Origin of the sequence: Streptomyces sp. NPDC053431 (assembly GCF_044544925.1) — a bacterium.
Taxonomy (GTDB): domain Bacteria; phylum Actinomycetota; class Actinomycetes; order Streptomycetales; family Streptomycetaceae; genus Streptomyces.
In genome coordinates, this window is record NZ_JBITXX010000013.1 from 165,753 (window position 1) to 181,377 (window position 15,625).

Genomic DNA, 15,625 nt, shown 5'->3' on the forward strand with positions numbered 1-15,625 from the left:
CGGGTCTCCGCAGACCCCTCGGGCTTCGGCGAACCCTCCGCGCCCTCGGACCCCTCCACTCCCTCAGATACCGCGGACCCCTCAGGTCCCGCAGACCCCGCGGACTTCTGGCGACGGGCCGAAGCCGCCAGCGGCCAGCGGCGGTTGACCAGGAACGCGGCGCCCGCGAGCAGCACGAGCACGCCGCCCGCCACGGCGAGCGCGATGCCCGCGCCGCCCGACTTCTGCGACGCGACGGCCGCGTGGTCGGCACCCGTCGGGGCGTTCTTGCCGGGGGCGGGCGCGGTCCCGTTCGAGGTGTCCGTGCCGGTCCCCTGGCCCGTACGGGCCGACTTCGGCGGCACCAGCTCCCCGACCGGCGTCACCTTGCCGGCGGCCGCGAAGCCCCAGTCGAGCAGGCGGGCCGTCTCCTTGTAGACGGCGTGCTGCTCCTTCGAGGAGGGGTTCATCACGGTGACGAGCAGGACCCGGCCGTCGCGCTCCGCGACGCCCGTGAAGGTCGCGCCGGCGTGCGTGGTGTTGCCGTTCTTGACGCCGGCGATGCCCTGGTACGCGGGGACGCCGAGGTCGCCGGTGAGCAGCCGGTTGGTGTTCTGGATCTCGAAGGTCTCGCGCTTCTTGCCGGGCTTCTGCTCGCCGGGGAACTTCGCCCGGGCGGTCGCGGCGTACTCCCGGAAGTCCGGGTTCTGCATGCCGTGGCGGGCGATGAGCGTGAGGTCGTACGCGGAGGAGACCTGGCCCGGGGCGTCGTAGCCGTCCGGGGAGACCACCTGGGTGTCGAGGGCCTGGAGGTCGTCCGCCTGCGCCTGCATGTCCGCGACGGTCTGCTGCACGCCGTTGTTCATGGCCGCCAGGACGTGGACGGCGTCATTCCCGGAGCGCAGGAAGACGCCGAGCCACAGGTCGTGGACGCTGTAGGTCTGCTTCTCCTTGATGCCGACCAGGCTCGACCCGGCGCCCATGCCCGCCAGGTCCTGCGCCAGCACGGTGTGGTTCGTGGTCTTGGGGAACTTCGGCAGCAGGGTGTCCGCGAACAGCATCTTGAGCGTGGACGCGGGCGCGAGCTTCCAGTGCGCGTTGTGCGCGGCGAGCACCTGGCCGCTCTCGGCGTCCGCGACGATCCACGAGCGCGCGCTGAGCTCCTTCGGCAGCACGGGCGCGCCGGGGCCGAGCTGCACCTGGGTGCCCGGCTGGGCGAGGCGCGTCCCGCCGACGCTGGACATGAGGGCGGGCGGCTTGGGCTGCTGGTCCTTGTCGTCCGCGTGCGCGGGGGCGGCGAGGAAGGGGAGCAGGGTGGCGGCGGCGGTCACCGACAGGGCGGCCTTCGCGGTCATCTTCGAAGCGGACACGATCGAGAACGTACATCCCCGGAAGCGCGTTCCGAACCCCGCGGGGCGGTTCGTCCCCGCTCGTCCACCCGTCCGCAGGGCCCGTGGGGCGGCCGGTGATACTGGGACCATGAAGCTCAGCCGTCCCGTCTCCTGGTTCCTGCTCGCGTTCGGCGTGTGGAGCTGGTTCATCTGGATCACTTTCGTCAAGAACCTGTGGAACGACGCGAGCGGTCTCGCCTTCGACGACGCGGGCGATCCGACGGCCTACTTCTGGGTGCACCTGCTGCTGGCCGTCACGTCCTTTGTTCTGGGGACGGTCGTCGGGGTGATCGGGTTGCGTGGCGTGCGCGCCCTTCGGCGCGAGCGCGGATAGGGGTATCTCGGGCGTGGTCGTCTTCCTGCTGGTCCTGGTCGTGGTCCTCGCCCTGCTCGGGGCGGTTCACCGGTACGTGTGGCGGCGCCTCGTGCGCGACCTGACGGCGCCCGGGACGGCCGCCCGCCGTCTCGGCACGGCCGCGGCGATCCTGCTGCCGGTCCTGTCGCTCGCCGCGCTCGTCTCGGGGCGGGCCGGCGCCCCGTTCGTCCTCCAGCAGACCGTCGCCTGGCCGGGCTTCCTCTGGCTCGCGCTGCTCCTGTACGTGACGCTCGCCCTGCTCGTCACGGAGCCGCTGCGGCCGCTGCTGCGGCGGTGGCTCGCCCGGCGGGCGGGGTCCCCGGCCGGCCTTGTCCCGGCGGCGGAGGCCCGGCCGGAGGCGATCCCCGCCGCGGTGGGGACCGCTCCGGCGGAGGCACCCGCTCCGGCGGACGCTCCCGCTCCGGGCACTGGCGCGGGGGCCGCTCCGGTCGAGGTGTCCGCCCCCACCGAGGCGGGCGCCTCCGTCGACGTGTCCGCCTCCGCCCCCGCGCCTGCCTCCGCCGAGGAGGGCGTCCCGGCGGGCGGCGTCGCTCCCGACCTCTCGCGGCGGCTGTTCGTCAACCGGCTCGTCTCGGGGACCGCGGTCGCCGTCGCCTTCGGGACCGTCGGGTACGGGACGTACGGGGTGCTGCGCGGGCCGCGGGTGAAGCGGGTGACCGTGCCGCTGGCCAAGCTGCCCCGTGGGGCGCACGGGTACCGGATCGCGGTGGTGTCGGACATCCACCTGGGGCCGATCCTGGGACGCGCCCACACCCAGCGGATCGTCGACACGATCAACGCCACCCAGCCCGATCTCGTCGCCGTGGTCGGCGACCTGGTCGACGGCACCGTCGAGAACCTCGGTCCGGCCGCCGCGCCGCTCGCCCGGCTGAGGGCCCGTGACGGCGCGTACTTCGTGACCGGCAACCACGAGTACTTCTCGGGGGCCGACGCCTGGGTCGACCATGTCCGCGAGCTCGGCCTGCACCCGCTGCGCAACGCCCGTGTCGAGATCGGCGCCGGCTTCGACCTCGCCGGCGTGGACGACGTCGCGGGGGAGAGCGAGGGGCAGGGCCCGGACTTCGTGAAGGCGCTCGGGGACCGGGACCCGGCCCGTACCGCCGTGCTGCTCGCACACCAGCCGATCGTCATCGACGACGCCGTACGCCACGGCGTCGACCTCCAGCTCTCCGGGCACACCCACGGCGGCCAGCTCTGGCCCGGCAACTACCTGGCGGAGCTGGCCAATCCGACGGTCGCGGGCCTGGAGCGCTACGGCGACACACAGCTGTACGTGTCGCGCGGTGCGGGTGCCTGGGGACCGCCGGTCCGGGTCGGCGCGCCTTCCGACATCACTGTCGTGGAGCTGGCCTCGAAGCAGGCCTGAGGCAGGCGGAGACGGGTCGGGTCGGGGTCCTCACGGGACGGCGCAGTGGGTGACGCACAGGTGGCCCACAGCCGGCTCACAGCCGGCTCACAGGAGGAGTCACCGAGTGCATCTTGCCGGATACGTACTGCCGAGTACCGCTGAGTCCCCTGAAATCCCTAATCCCTGGACATATACATGCAGTGTGAAGGTTTACCCTTCCACTGGTGAAGGGCGTGTGGTTGGGTTGCGGCATCGCGGCCGGCTGTTTTCCGCCGCGACAGGGGTGGGAACGCGAAAAGGAAACACGTCTCATGCGGTCTACGGTCCGTCTGCGAATTCTGATCACTTGTGGGGTTTTGGTGGTCGCGGGGATCGGAGGCTGGCAGTTGCTGCCCTCCGACGACGTGCGCTCCGATCCGATCACCGTCGGGACCACGGACGAGGTGACGTCCCTCGACCCGGCCGGTGCCTATGACGCCGGTTCCTGGGCGATGTACAGCAACGTCTTCCAGTCGCTGCTGACTTTCAAGCCGGGTTTCACCACCCCGGTTCCGGACGCCGCCGAGAACTGCCGGTTCGTCGGTTCGAAGCTGACGACGTACGAGTGCACGCTCCGCGACGATCTGACCTTTTCCAACGGTCACAAGATCACCGGTGACGACGTCCGCTATTCCTTCGAGCGGATGATGGCGATCAAGACGGACGTCGGTCCCGCGCCGCTCTTTCCGACCCTTCGGAAGGTCGTGGCACACGGTCAGAAGGTCACCTTCCAGCTCAGCGGCCGGGACGCCACCTTCCCGCTGAAGCTGGCGACGGGCGCCGGCTCGATCGTCGACCACACCGCGTACGGGGCCAAGGCGCTGCGCAAGGACAACGTGGTGGACGGCTCGGGGCCGTACGTCCTCAAGGAGTACCAGCCGGGCGTCAGCGCGCGCCTGGAGCCCAATCCCAACTACCGGGGCGCCGTCACCAAGGCCGGCCGCCCGGTGATCGTGAAGTACTTCAAGGAGTCCGACGAGCTGGCCGGCGCCTGGAAGAACAAGCAGGTCGACGTGACGCACCGGCAGATGCCGCCGGCCTTCCTCGACAAGCTGAACGAGGCGACCCCGGACGACACGAAGGTCACCGAGGCCGCGAGTGCCGAGATCCGCAACCTCAACTTCAACGTGCGGCCCGGCTCGGCCATGGCGAAGAGGGCGGTCCGGCAGGCCGTCGCCGCGGTCATCGACCGCCCGGCCATCACCACCGGCCCGTACCGGAGCACGGTCGAGCCGCTGTACTCCCTGATTCCGCAGGGCTTCGTCGGCCACAGCACGGCCTTCTACGACACCTACCCGGAGCCCAGCGTCGCCAAGGCCAAGAGCCTGCTGAAGTCCGCGGACGTCGACACCCCGGTGAAGTTCACGCTCGGCCACCGCAAGGACGCCACCTACGCGGCCGAGGCCGCCGAGCTGAAGAAGCAGCTGGAGGAGACGGGGCTCTTCGAGGTGAAGGTCGTCCCGGTGGAGTGGACCGAGTTCCAGAAGGAGTACGCGCAGGGCAAGTTCGACGCGTACACGGTCGGCTGGCTCCCGGACTTCCCGGACTCCGACAGCTTCACCGCCCCGCTGGTCGGCACGAACAGCACTCTGCACAACGGGTTCTCCAGCGCCACGATCGACTCCCTGATCGCCTCGACGCAGCAGTACAGCGACCGCGCGCGGGCGACCGCCGACTTCAAGGCCATCCAGGACGAGGTCGCCAAGGACGTGCCGCTGGTGCCGCTGTGGCAGAAGAAGGACTACGTGCTGTCGACGGACGAGGTGGCCGGGTCGCAGTACCTGTCGGACGGCACGGGCATCTGGCGCCTCTGGGAGCTCAGCTGGATCTAGCGCCCGTGGCGCCCGGGCACGCCCCCCGGTCCCGAAAGGGGCCCCGGACCACCCGCCGTGGTCCGGGGCCCCTTTCGTCTGCCCGGGTGGGGCCCGTCGTCAGGACTTGCGGGTGGCCCGCTTGGGCTTGCCCGAGGCCGCCATCCCGGCCGCCGTCGGCATGAAGTCGGACAGGACGTCGTGGACGTCCGTGACCAGGGGGCGCAGGATCCGGAAGCGGGAGAGCGAGATGGCCCGGGCGGTGACGGGGGCGAGTCGCCCCACCAGGCGCCGGCTGTTGGCGGCGTCCTCGGAGCGGTCGTACACCCAGAAGAGGACCAGGCCCATCTGCTGCAGCCACAGCAAGCGCGGCAGGGCCTCGGCCAGTTCGGGGTCGACCTTCACCGAGGCTCCCCGGATGACCCGCCGGTGGACCTCGATCGCCGCTTCCCGCGGACCCTCCGACTCGGGCGAGAAGGGGCTGAGCGGACTGTCCGGGTCGGCGGCGTTCTTGAAGAACTGGGACGCGAACTCGTGGTACGGGGCGGCGATGTCGAGCCAGGCGAGGAGCACCCCGCGGATCCGGGCCGTCAGGTCCTTCTCGCCGTTCTCCAGGATGGGCTCGACGGCCCGCTGGTGCTCCTCGGCGATCCGGTCGTAGAAGCCCTGGACGAGGTGCTCCTTGGAGGAGAAGTAGTAGTACGCGTTGCCGACGGAGACGCCGGCCTCCTGGGCGATGGCCCGCATCGTCGTCTTGTCGTAGCCGCGCTCCTTGAACAGGCGGAGCGCGGTCTCCAGGATGAGCGCGCGGGTCTGCTCGCTCTTCGGCGCCTTGGCGGGCTTGTCCGTCGGCTGCCCGTCGGCGTCCGTGTCCTGCTTCTCTTCCATCGCGACCTCCACAGGCCCTGAGCCTAGCCGGACGAGCTGTGTGTCCCGCACTGCCCGTCGGCACAGGCGGTGCGGTCCGGCTTCAGGATCTCGCGCCACCGGGCGGCGGCGAGGACCGTCGCCCGGGCGAAGGGCTGCCCGGCCGGGGTGGCCAGCCAGTGGGCCTTGGGCCGGTGTTCGGCCAGGGCCCAGAGGCAGACGATCCACGCGGCGGTGGAGTGGTAGACCTGGCCGCCGTCCCCGACCACGGTGATCTCCCGCAGGGTGGCGTCGTGGTCGAGGGCCGGGAAGCGCCGCCGCGCCTCCCGGGAGCCGGCCGGGACGAGGTCCAGGGGGACGAGCTGGGGCTGGCGGAGCAGCCAGTGCCGCAGGTGGACGCAGAGTGGGCAGTCCGCGTCGTAGAGGACGGTCAGGCGCCGCACGGGCGCGTTCGGCTTCATCGGAGTGCCGGTGCCGGTGCCGTGCAGGCCCGGGCTCAGGCGCCGCTGGCCGGGGTGGCCCACGGGTTGGGGCCGTGGGGGCCGGCGGGGCCGCCCTTGGCGGGGCCGGTCCAGCCCTGCGGGGGCACCGGCGGGACCTGGCCGCGCTCCAGGACGCCCCGGCGGCGGATCTTGTTGAGGACGTAGACGTTGCCGAGGTGCATCACGCCGAGCACGAGCAGGACGACGCCGAGCTTCACGGACAGCGCCTCGAAGAGCCGGCGGGCGTCGAGGACGGCGTCGTCCTGGCTCAGGTAGAGGGCGACGAAGCCGAAGTTGACGAGGTAGAAGCCGACGACCAGCAGATGGTTCACGGCGTCCGCGAGCTTCTCGTTCCCCTGGAGCACGTCGGCGAGGAAGACCTTGCCGTTGCGGCTGAGGGTGCGGGCGACCCAGACGGTGAGCCCGACGCTGATGAGCAGGTAGGCGACGTACGCGACGACAGTGAGGTCCATGCCCTCACACTCCCTTGAACGCGTTCAAAGCTGACAGGAACGAATGTAGACCTCTCCTTGAACATGTTCAAGTCAGGGGTTGTCGGGCCAAGGAAAGCCCTGGTGAGGGCGGCTCCGGGCATCTAGGGTCAGCCGCATGACACTCGCTCACGACGTGGCCGGCGACGGCCCCTCCACCGTCCTGCTGCTCCACTCCGGCGTCTGCGACCGGCGTATGTGGGACGCGCAGTTCCACGCCCTCGCCGCGGCCGGCCACCGTGTGGTCCGCTGCGATCTGCGGGGCTTCGGCGACAGCCCGGTCGACCGGGCGCACGTCCACGCCGACGACGTGGCCGCCCTCCTCGACCGGCTCGGCGCCGAGCGCGCCGCCCTGGTCGGCTCGTCCTTCGGGGGCGAGGTGGCGCTGGAGTTCACCGTGCGCCACCCGGGCCGCACCACCTCCCTCGCGCTGCTCTGCGCGGCCGCCCCCGGCCACCGGGCGGGGCCGGAGCTGCGCTCCTTCTTCGGGCGCGAGGGGGCCCTGCTGGAGGCCGGCGACCTGGCCGGGGCCGTCGACCTCAACGTGGACTTCTGGCTCGGCCCGGACGCCGGAGCCGAGGCGCGTGAACTCGTCCGGCGCATGCAGGCCCGCGCCTTCGAGCTCCAGCTCGCCGCTCCCGAGGAGTTCGCCCCGGGGCAGGTGGACGTGACCGACGCCGACCTCGCCGCGATCGAAGTCCCCGTGCTGGCCGTCACCGGCGCCCACGACGTCCCGGACTTCCGCGCCATCGCCACCCGGCTCGCCGGCCTCCTCCCCGACGTCCGCCACCTCGAACTGGACTGGGCCGGCCATCTCCCCGCCCTGGAGCGCCCCGAGGAGACCTCCCGGCTGATCGAGGACTTCCTCAGCCGGCCCTGAACCCCCGCACTCCCGGCACCAGCGCCGTCCCCAGGCAGCAGCCCGCCACCGCCACCGCCGCGACCACCAGGGGAAGCCCGGGGCCCCATGTGGCGGCGGCCAGCGGGGCCAGGGCGTAGCCCAGGGGCATCGCGGCGAAGGAGAGCAGCCAGTCGTACGAGGTCACACGCGCCAGCGCGTGCTCCGGTACAGCCCGCTGCACCGCGGTCTCCCACACCGGGGTGAGGAAGCCCAGGCCGGCCTGCGCGAGCCCGTACGCCCCGATCGTGAGCGGCGCGGGCGCGCCGGCCGCCAGGAGCAGCAGCGGCAGCGCGTAGGTGGCGAGGCCCAGGTTCGCGGCGAGGATCGGACGCCCGGGGCGCACCCGGTCGGCGGCCAGCGAGCCGAGCAGCAGTCCGATCGCCCCCACCTGGAGGAAGACCGCCCAGGCGAGGTCGCCGCCCAGCCGGTCCAGGGCGATCGCGGGCCCGAGCGTCATCAGGACCGCGGCGGCCCCGTTCCAGGCGCTGTGCCCGATGAGGCTCGTCCAGTACCAGTCGCGGGTGCGGACCTCCCGCCAGCCCTCCTTCAGGTCGGCCAGGACCGAACGCCGCGGCACCTTCACCCGCTCCACCCGTACGGCGCACAGCAGGGCCGCGCTCACGGCGAAGCTGGCCGCGTCCAGGACGAACGCCCAGCCGGGCCCCACCGTGAGGATCAGCGTCCCGGCCAGGGCGGGGCCGCCGACCCGGCTCGCGCTGTAGGCGACCGCCATCGCCGCGTTGGCCCGCTGCAGCGCCTCCGCCGGGACCGTGCCCTTGACCAGCGGCGCGGAGGTGGGCGTCGCGAAGGCGCCGGCCGCGCCCCCGAGCACCTCCACGCCCGCGATGACCGCCAGCGACGGCGTACCGCTCAGCAGCTGGACGCCGACCACGAGTTGGGTGACACAGCGGAGGAGGTCCATCGCCAGGGCCACCGTGCGGGCGTCGAACCGGTCGCCGACGACGCCGCCCAGCGGCAGCAGGAGCAGCTTGGGCACCATCGAGCAGGCCAGGACGAGCGCGAGCGCCGAGGTGGAGCCGGTCGCCTTCAGGACCGCGAGGGCGAGCGCGGCCGGGATGACGGCGTCGCCGACGAGGGAGAGCGCGCGCCCGGCGAAGAACAGCCGGAAGGAACGGGTGCGCAGCGGGTGGGGGACAGGAGTCGTGAGGGCAGGCATGGGCCGCAGAGTATTTCGGCACCGAATAATTCGTCAACGAAATACCTGTGCGTGCTCTCCGGGTGAGGAGCCTCCCTTCGACGTACGATCACCGCATGGCATCCCCCGAGGAACCGCGCGCGACCCCGCGCGAGGCCCCGCACGACTGGACCGACGAGCACGTGGCCCGCTGGCAGCCCGTGCTGCCCGGCCTCGACCCGGTCGTCGAGGGCGCGGTCACCCGGATGAAGAAGCTGTCCGTCCACCTCCGCCGGGTGCGCGAGCAGTCCCTCGTCGACTTCGACCTCGAACGCCACGAGTTCGACACCCTCCACAAGCTCGCCGGCCGCGGCGGCAGCGCCGCCCCCTCCGAGCTCGCCCAGGACCTCGACCTCGCCCCCGCCTCCGTCACCGGCCGGCTCGACGCCCTGGAGAAGCGCGGCTTCGTCCGCCGCACCCAGTCCACGACCGACCGCCGCCGTGTGAACGTCGAACTCACCGCCAGCGGCCGCGAGACGTGGCTCGGCGCCATGGACGTCCTCGGCCACGAGGAGGAACGCCTCCTCGGCGTCCTGAGCCCCGAGGAGCGCGAGAACCTCAACGACATGCTCCGCCGGATCATGGTCGTCGCCGAACAGGACGCCACCACCCAGCCCTGGCACGTCTAGGGCACCGCCTCGGGGGCCGTCCTGCTCCCGTCCGCCGCCCCCTGGGACCCCCCAGGGGCCCCAGGGGCGTGTCCGGACACCCCTAGCCCGCGCTGGAGACCCCGCTGAAGGCCGCGTCGGTTATCTTCTCGATCCGCGCGATCTCCTCCCGGGCGTCCTTGCCGGTCGGCAGCACCGAGTACACGAGCACGCGGTCCAGGCCGGGCGTGGTGAACACCCCGTTCGCGTGGCCCCCGTGGGAGCCGGTCTTGCCCCAGACCACCAGGCCGCTGTCGAGCCGGAACGCCATCAGCCCGCCGTAACTGAAGTTCGCGCCGGGCACCGCAGGCAGCGCGAACAGCAGCCGCCGCTCGGCCGGGCGCAGCAGCCCGCCGCGTATCAGGGCCGTCATGAAGCGCCGCAGATCGGCGGCGTCGGAGACGAGACCGCCCTCCGCCCAGGCCCAGTCGTCGGCCTGCAGCCGGGTGTGGCGCAGGCCGAGCGGCCGCAGCACCCGGTCGTCCAGCTCCTCCGCGTACGTCCGGCCCGTCACCTTCTCGATCGCGAGGCCGAGGACGAAGTAGTTGATGCCGTTGTACTGGACCGCCTTCCCGGGTGCCGTCGGCGTCCCGCAGGAGACCGCGGAGGTCACGATCTCCACCGGCGTGCCGGGGCGGACGCAGGTGGGCTTCTGCAGCCCGCTGGTGTGGCTGAGGAGCTGCCCCACGGTGATCGGCGCGTAGGACTCCGGCAGCAGGCCCGGCAGCAGTCCCTGGACCGTGTCGTCGAGCGACAGGCGTCCCTCGCCGACGAGTTGGAGCACGACGGCGGAGGTGAAGAGCTTGGTGACGCTGCCTGTCGCGAACGCGGAGTCCGCCGACCCGGTCCACTCACCGGCCGTCCCGCTCCACTGTCCGTCCCGCCCGGTCACTCTCACCATGGCGCCCCGCACATGGTCGTCGGGCAGCCCAGAGAGCGCCTCGCGCAGCGCCGCCGGATCGACCCGCCCGGCGGCCGGCGCCACCGCGGACGCGCCGGGCGCCGCCGCACTCGCGGGCACGCCCGCTCCCGCCACCACCGCGGCGGCCACCACCGCGGCCGTCATCCAACGCGCCATTCCCGTCCATGAGTTCGTCATGGATCAAGGCTCCCGCGGCACCGACCCTCCGGACCATCGGGGACGACCCTGGTCCGCCCCTGAGGACGGACCCTGAGGACGGACCCGCAGGCCCCGCCTCGAAGAACAGCCCTGAGTGCTCGTCAGACGCTCAGCGACCGCGCGTAGTTGAGCTGACCCATCACCCAGTGGATGGTGTCCGGGCCGGTCGCCGGGATCATCGTCGCGTGGTGCCGGCCGCCGCTGGTCACGGTGACCTGGATGAAGCCGGTCGTCTGCTTCTCCTTCATCAGCAGGAACAGCAGACCGAGCAGACAGAAGAGGAAGAAGACGATGGCGAGGACGACCGCCACCGTGGGCATCTTCTCCTCGGTCCGCGACATGTCCATCGCGTTCCACACCGCGCCCTTCAGGGGCATCGCCCCCGCCGGCGTGATGATCTGGTCCCCGACCACGGTGATGTCCCCGAGCGCCAGCAGCGGCGCCGCACCGAGACCCGCCGGCATCATGGGCGCGTGCTGCGGCGGCACCGGCACCCCGCCCGCCAGGGTCGGCTGATAGGACGGCGCCTGCGGGTAGCCGTAGCCCGGGGCACCGGCCTGCCCGCCCGGCCCCCACTCGTAGCTTCCCGAGTCCGACGTGTAAGGGTTCGGCTCGCTCATCAATCCCCGTCCTTCCTGGCGCCAACGCTGCCCCAGATCCTGGCACATGCGCGCCTTCCCCGGAGCGCCCGGTGGCCCGGGTGGCCCCCTGGACACGCGAAAGGCCCCGCCTCCCCAGGGGAGACGGGGCCCGGGCACGCACCGGCGACCGGAGGCCGCCGGGTCGCAAAGGCCGGCAGAAGGCCGGAAGAAGGCCGGAAGAAAGCTAGAAGCGGCGCGTGATCAGCGCGCGCTTCACTTCCTGGATCGCCTTCGTGACCTCGATGCCACGCGGGCACGCGTCCGTGCAGTTGAACGTCGTGCGGCAACGCCACACGCCGTCCTTGTCGTTCAGGATCTCCAGGCGCTGCTCGCCCGCCTCGTCACGCGAGTCGAAGATGAAGCGGTGCGCGTTGACGATCGCGGCCGGACCGAAGTACTGGCCGTCGTTCCAGAAGACCGGGCAGGACGACGTGCACGCGGCGCACAGGATGCACTTGGTGGTGTCGTCGAAGCGCTCGCGGTCCTCGGCGGACTGCAGGCGCTCGCGGGTCGGCTCGTTGCCCTTGGTGACCAGGAACGGCATGACGTCCCGGTACGCCTGGAAGAAGGGCTCCATGTCGACCACGAGGTCCTTCATCACCGTGAGGCCCTTGATGGCCTCGACGGTGATCGGCTTCTCGGGGTTGATGTCCTTGATCAGCGTCTTGCAGGCGAGCCTGTTCTTGCCGTTGATCCGCATCGCGTCCGAGCCGCAGATGCCGTGCGCGCACGAGCGGCGGAAGGTCAGCGTGCCGTCCATGTCCCACTTGATCTTGTGGAGACCGTCGAGCACGCGCTCCTTCGGGTCGATCTCGACCTGGAAGTCCTCCCAGACCGCCGCGTCCGACACCTCGGGGTTGAAGCGGCGGATCCGGAAGGTGACCGTGATGTAGGGGGACGCGGCGGAGTCCTTCTCCACCTTGTCCAGAACGGGGGTAGCCATCAGTACTTACGCTCCATCGGCTGGTAGCGGGTCTGGACGACCGGCTTGTAGTCGAGACGGACGGTCTCGGAGCCGTCCTCGCCGACCTCGCGGTACGCCATGGTGTGGCGCATGAAGTTGACGTCGTCGCGGTTCGGGTAGTCCTCGCGGTAGTGACCGCCGCGGGACTCCTTGCGCGCCAGGGCCGAGACGGCCATGACCTCGGCCAGCTCGAGCAGGTTGCCCAGCTCGATGGCCTCCAGCAGGTCGGTGTTGAAGCGCTTGCCCTTGTCCTGGATGGACACGTTCTTGTAGCGCTCGCGCAGCTCGGCGATCTTCTCGACGGCCGTCTTGATGGTCTGCTCCGTACGGAACACCATCACGTTGGCGTCCATCGTCTCCTGGAGCTCGCGGCGCAGGTCGGCGACCCGCTCGCTGCCCGTGGAGTTGCGCAGGTTCTCGATCTGCTCGACGACGAACGCCTCGGGGGCCTCCGGCAGCTCGACGAAGTCGTTCTTGGCGGAGTACTCGGCGGCGGCGATGCCGGAGCGCTTGCCGAAGACGTTGATGTCGAGCAGCGAGTTGGTGCCGAGACGGTTGGCGCCGTGCACGGAGACACAGGCGACCTCGCCGGCCGCGTACAGACCCGGGACGACGGTGGTGTTGTCCAGCAGGACCTCACCCTCGACGTTGGTCGGGATGCCGCCCATGGCGTAGTGCGCGGTGGGCTGGATCGGGATCGGGTCCGTGTACGGCTCGATGCCGAGGTACGTACGGGCGAACTCGGTGATGTCCGGGAGCTTGGCGTCCAGCTGCTCCGGCGGGAGGTGTGTCAGGTCCAGGTAGACGTGGTCGCCCTCGGGACCGCAGCCGCGGCCCTCACGGATCTCCGTGTAGATGGAGCGGGAGACGACGTCACGGGACGCGAGGTCCTTCATGACCGGCGCGTACTTCTCCATGAAGCGCTCGCCGTCCTTGTTGCGCAGGATGCCGCCCTCACCGCGGGCGCCCTCCGTGAGCAGGATGCCCATGCGCCAGATGCCCGTCGGGTGGAACTGGAAGAACTCCATGTCCTCCAGCGGCAGACCGCGGCGGTAGCAGGCGGCCTGGCCGTCACCGGTCAGGGTGTGGGCGTTGGACGTCACCTTGAAGAACTTGCCGGTGCCGCCGGACGCGTAGATCACGGCCTTCGCCTGGAAGACGTGGATCTCGCCGGTGGCCAGCTCGTAGGCGACCACACCGGCCGACTTCTTGACGCCGTCGACCTCGGTGATCAGCTGGTCCAGGACGTAGAACTCGTTGAAGAACTCCACGCCCTCCTTGACGCAGTTCTGGTACAGCGTCTGGAGGATCATGTGACCGGTGCGGTCCGCGGCGTAGCAGGACCGGCGGACCGGGGCCTCGCCGTGGTTGCGGGAGTGACCGCCGAAGCGGCGCTGGTCGATGGTGCCGTTCGGGGTGCGGTTGAACGGCAGGCCCATCTTCTCCAGGTCGAGGACGGCGTCGATGGCCTCCTTCGCCAGGATCTCGGCGGCGTCCTGGTCGACCAGGTAGTCACCGCCCTTGACCGTGTCGAAGGTGTGCCACTCCCAGTTGTCCTCCTCCACGTTGGCGAGCGCGGCGGCCATGCCGCCCTGCGCGGCGCCCGTGTGGGAGCGGGTCGGGTAGAGCTTCGTCAGCACGGCGGTGCGGCTGCGCTTCGTCGCCTCGATGGCGGCGCGCATGCCGGCGCCGCCGGCGCCGACGATGACGGTGTCGTACTTGTGGAACTTCATGACGTGGTTACCTCAGCCCCGTGCCTAGCGGATGTTCGGGTCGAAGGTGAAGATCACCAGCGTGCCCAGAAGGATGGTGAACACCGTGGCGGTGTACAGCAGGCCCTTGAGCCACAGGCGCGTGTTGGCGCGCTCCGCGTAGTCGTTGACGACCGTGCGGAGGCCGTTGGCCCCGTGCAGCATCGCGAGCCACAGCATCAGCAGGTCCCAGACCTGCCAGAACGGGGACGCCCAGCGGCCGGCCACGAAGGCGAAGCCGATCTTGGAGACGCCGCCGTCCAGGAAGAGCTGGATCAGCAGGTGGCCGAGGACCAGGACGACGAGGACGACGCCCGAGAGGCGCATGAAGAGCCACGCGGCCATCTCGAAGTTGCCTCGGGTCGCCCGCGGGGTCTTGCCGGTGCGCTTGCGCGGGGCCTCGATGTACGGGGCCGGGTTGTCCACGCCGTACGGGGCCGCGCCCTCGACGGGACCGATGGCGGAAGTGGTGTCAGCGGACATGTCTGGCGTCAGCTCCCGAACAGTTCACGTGCGGCGTGGCCGAGGACGGGGTACAGCGAGCCCGCCATCAGCACGACCCAGATGCCCACGACGGTCCAGAGCATCTGCTTCTGGTAGCGCGGGCCCTTGGACCAGAAGTCCACAGCGATGACACGGAGACCGTTCAGCGCGTGGAAGAGGATGGCAGCGACGAGGCCGTACTCGAGGAGTGCGACGATCGGCGTCTTGTACGTCGCCACGACGTCGTCGTACGCCTCGGGGGAGACGCGGACGAGAGCGGTGTCCAGCACGTGTACGAACAGGAAGAAGAAGATGAGGACGCCGGTGACTCGGTGAGCCACCCAGGACCACATTCCTTCCCGGCCGCGGTACAGCGTTCCAGCCGGCACGGAAAAACCCTCCGGGAGCGGGGATCAGGGCCGGCCGGCTTCTCTGTCGGTCAGGCCCGGCCGGGTACGGTCCACCGGCCCCGGTCATCGTAGCGACGAGTTGTCGGTTCGCTCGCGCGGGGTCCATCGGTGTGATCAAACAGGCACGGACGGGCTATCGTTCGGCCCCGAATCGCCGCATTCCGGGCGAACTCACCGGCCGGCGATCGAACGGGTGAGCCTGAGGCGGGCGAGTCGGCGGAGCTCGTCGGCGGCCACGACCCGTTCCTCCTCCCTTTCGTTGCCGAGACGTGACCGGATGCCGGCGAGGACCTGGTCGAGCCGCTCGCCGGCCGGCACGCCGTCCAGGCTGATCACGAAGGCGTGTCCGAAGCTGCTCTCGTACGCGGCGAGGGCGGCGCGCAGCGCGGTGCGGGCGGCCGGCGGCGCGTCCGGGTGCGGCAGGGCCGAGGTCTCGTGGGACAGGGCCTCGTCGAGATCGCGCCCCGACAGGTCGTAAACGGCCTCGTCGGCGGCGGCGAGCAGCGCGTCGAGGGTCGGGTACGGACGGTGCGCGGCCACCCGTTCGGCCCAACGGCGGCTGCCGCAGCAGTCGAGCAGCAGGCCCTCGGCGAGCTCGGGGGAGGCCGCGTTGAAACGCACGAGACCCGTGAGGTGCCGGGCGGCGCCCTGCTGGGCAGGTATGGCGGGGGGAACCGGGGTCCGGCACGGGGCGGCGTGGGTGTCGCTGGTCAGCGGGGGCTCCGGGAG

General features: G+C 71.2%; 16 protein-coding genes and 1 pseudogene. 5 read left to right on the plus strand and 12 right to left on the minus strand.

Annotation, left to right across the window (positions count from 1 at the left end):
- Positions 1-500: 500 nt before the first annotated feature.
- A pseudogene (locus ACIGXE_RS27280) lies at positions 501-1,520 on the minus strand (D-alanyl-D-alanine carboxypeptidase); the annotation flags it as partial.
- Between ACIGXE_RS27280 and ACIGXE_RS27285 the strand changes: the two are divergent.
- The 3 genes from ACIGXE_RS27285 (at position 1,459) to ACIGXE_RS27295 (ending at position 4,965) form a co-directional block, all read left to right on the plus strand.
- The gene (locus ACIGXE_RS27285; protein ID WP_399751505.1) at positions 1,459-1,704 is read left to right on the plus strand and encodes an SCO4848 family membrane protein; all 246 of its coding nucleotides are present in this window, start codon (positions 1,459-1,461) and stop codon (positions 1,702-1,704) included. The pseudogene ACIGXE_RS27280 and the gene ACIGXE_RS27285 sit on opposite strands and share 62 nt — an antisense overlap.
- 13 nt (positions 1,705-1,717) lie before the next feature.
- Positions 1,718-3,112 carry a metallophosphoesterase gene (locus tag ACIGXE_RS27290; protein WP_399751506.1) on the plus strand — a complete coding sequence of 465 codons (1,395 nt, stop codon included), beginning with the start codon at positions 1,718-1,720 and terminating at the stop codon, positions 3,110-3,112.
- A gap of 293 nt (positions 3,113-3,405) precedes the next feature.
- Positions 3,406-4,965 carry an ABC transporter substrate-binding protein gene (locus ACIGXE_RS27295; protein ID WP_399751507.1) on the plus strand — a complete coding sequence of 520 codons (1,560 nt, stop codon included), beginning with the start codon at positions 3,406-3,408 and terminating at the stop codon, positions 4,963-4,965.
- Positions 4,966-5,064: 99 nt separating this feature from the next.
- Here ACIGXE_RS27295 and ACIGXE_RS27300 read toward each other — a convergent pair whose 3' ends face one another.
- Genes ACIGXE_RS27300 through ACIGXE_RS27310 form a run of 3 tightly spaced genes read right to left on the minus strand, consistent with a single transcriptional unit; the run spans position 5,065 to position 6,766 of the window.
- Entirely contained in the window at positions 5,065-5,832 is a 768-nt protein-coding gene (locus ACIGXE_RS27300; protein ID WP_399751508.1) for a TetR family transcriptional regulator, read from the minus strand.
- A 23-nt stretch (positions 5,833-5,855) separates the two neighbouring features.
- The gene (locus tag ACIGXE_RS27305; protein WP_399751509.1) at positions 5,856-6,272 is read right to left on the minus strand and encodes a thiol-disulfide oxidoreductase DCC family protein; all 417 of its coding nucleotides are present in this window, start codon (positions 6,270-6,272) and stop codon (positions 5,856-5,858) included.
- Positions 6,273-6,307: 35 nt separating this feature from the next.
- Positions 6,308-6,766: a hypothetical protein gene (locus ACIGXE_RS27310; RefSeq protein WP_399751510.1), complete on the minus strand. Its 459-nt coding sequence runs from the start codon at positions 6,764-6,766 to the stop codon at positions 6,308-6,310.
- Positions 6,767-6,902: 136 nt separating this feature from the next.
- Between ACIGXE_RS27310 and ACIGXE_RS27315 the strand changes: the two genes are divergently transcribed.
- Positions 6,903-7,664, plus strand: coding sequence for an alpha/beta fold hydrolase (locus ACIGXE_RS27315; RefSeq protein ID WP_399751511.1), 762 nt, complete (start codon positions 6,903-6,905; stop codon positions 7,662-7,664).
- On the opposite strand, the gene ACIGXE_RS27320 is transcribed toward ACIGXE_RS27315, so the two are convergent.
- Positions 7,651-8,862, minus strand: a complete 1,212-nt coding sequence (locus ACIGXE_RS27320) for an MFS transporter (RefSeq protein ID WP_399751512.1) — start codon at positions 8,860-8,862, stop codon at positions 7,651-7,653. The two genes, ACIGXE_RS27315 and ACIGXE_RS27320, sit on opposite strands and share 14 nt — an antisense overlap.
- Positions 8,863-8,957: 95 nt before the next feature.
- On the opposite strand from ACIGXE_RS27320, the gene ACIGXE_RS27325 reads away from it, so the two are divergent.
- On the plus strand, positions 8,958-9,509 hold the full coding sequence (locus tag ACIGXE_RS27325) for a MarR family winged helix-turn-helix transcriptional regulator (RefSeq protein WP_399751513.1): 552 nt from the start codon (positions 8,958-8,960) through the stop codon (positions 9,507-9,509).
- An 82-nt stretch (positions 9,510-9,591) separates the two neighbouring features.
- Here the strand turns inward: ACIGXE_RS27325 and ACIGXE_RS27330 are convergent, their stop codons facing one another.
- From ACIGXE_RS27330 to ACIGXE_RS27360, 7 genes are all read right to left on the minus strand, one after another.
- On the minus strand, positions 9,592-10,626 hold the full coding sequence (locus ACIGXE_RS27330; RefSeq protein WP_399751514.1) for a serine hydrolase domain-containing protein: 1,035 nt from the start codon (positions 10,624-10,626) through the stop codon (positions 9,592-9,594).
- Between the two features lie 122 nt (positions 10,627-10,748).
- A complete protein-coding gene (locus ACIGXE_RS27335) occupies positions 10,749-11,267 on the minus strand; it encodes a hypothetical protein (protein WP_399751515.1) in 519 nt (172 codons plus the stop codon).
- 205 nt (positions 11,268-11,472) lie between these two features.
- Positions 11,473-12,231, minus strand: coding sequence for a succinate dehydrogenase iron-sulfur subunit (locus ACIGXE_RS27340; protein ID WP_399751516.1), 759 nt, complete (start codon positions 12,229-12,231; stop codon positions 11,473-11,475).
- Positions 12,231-13,985 carry a succinate dehydrogenase flavoprotein subunit gene (sdhA, locus tag ACIGXE_RS27345; protein ID WP_399751517.1) on the minus strand — a complete coding sequence of 585 codons (1,755 nt, stop codon included), beginning with the start codon at positions 13,983-13,985 and terminating at the stop codon, positions 12,231-12,233. Before sdhA ends, ACIGXE_RS27340 begins: the two co-directional genes overlap by 1 nt.
- Positions 13,986-14,009: 24 nt before the next feature.
- A complete protein-coding gene (locus ACIGXE_RS27350) occupies positions 14,010-14,486 on the minus strand; it encodes a succinate dehydrogenase hydrophobic membrane anchor subunit (RefSeq protein WP_399751518.1) in 477 nt (158 codons plus the stop codon).
- Positions 14,487-14,494: 8 nt separating this feature from the next.
- Positions 14,495-14,875: a succinate dehydrogenase, cytochrome b556 subunit gene (sdhC, locus tag ACIGXE_RS27355; RefSeq protein WP_123954581.1), complete on the minus strand. Its 381-nt coding sequence runs from the start codon at positions 14,873-14,875 to the stop codon at positions 14,495-14,497.
- Positions 14,876-15,067: 192 nt separating this feature from the next.
- Positions 15,068-15,517 (minus strand): 2-oxo-4-hydroxy-4-carboxy-5-ureidoimidazoline decarboxylase, encoded by a 450-nt coding sequence (locus ACIGXE_RS27360; RefSeq protein WP_399751519.1) that lies wholly within the window; start codon positions 15,515-15,517, stop codon positions 15,068-15,070.
- Positions 15,518-15,625: the final 108 nt, after the last annotated feature.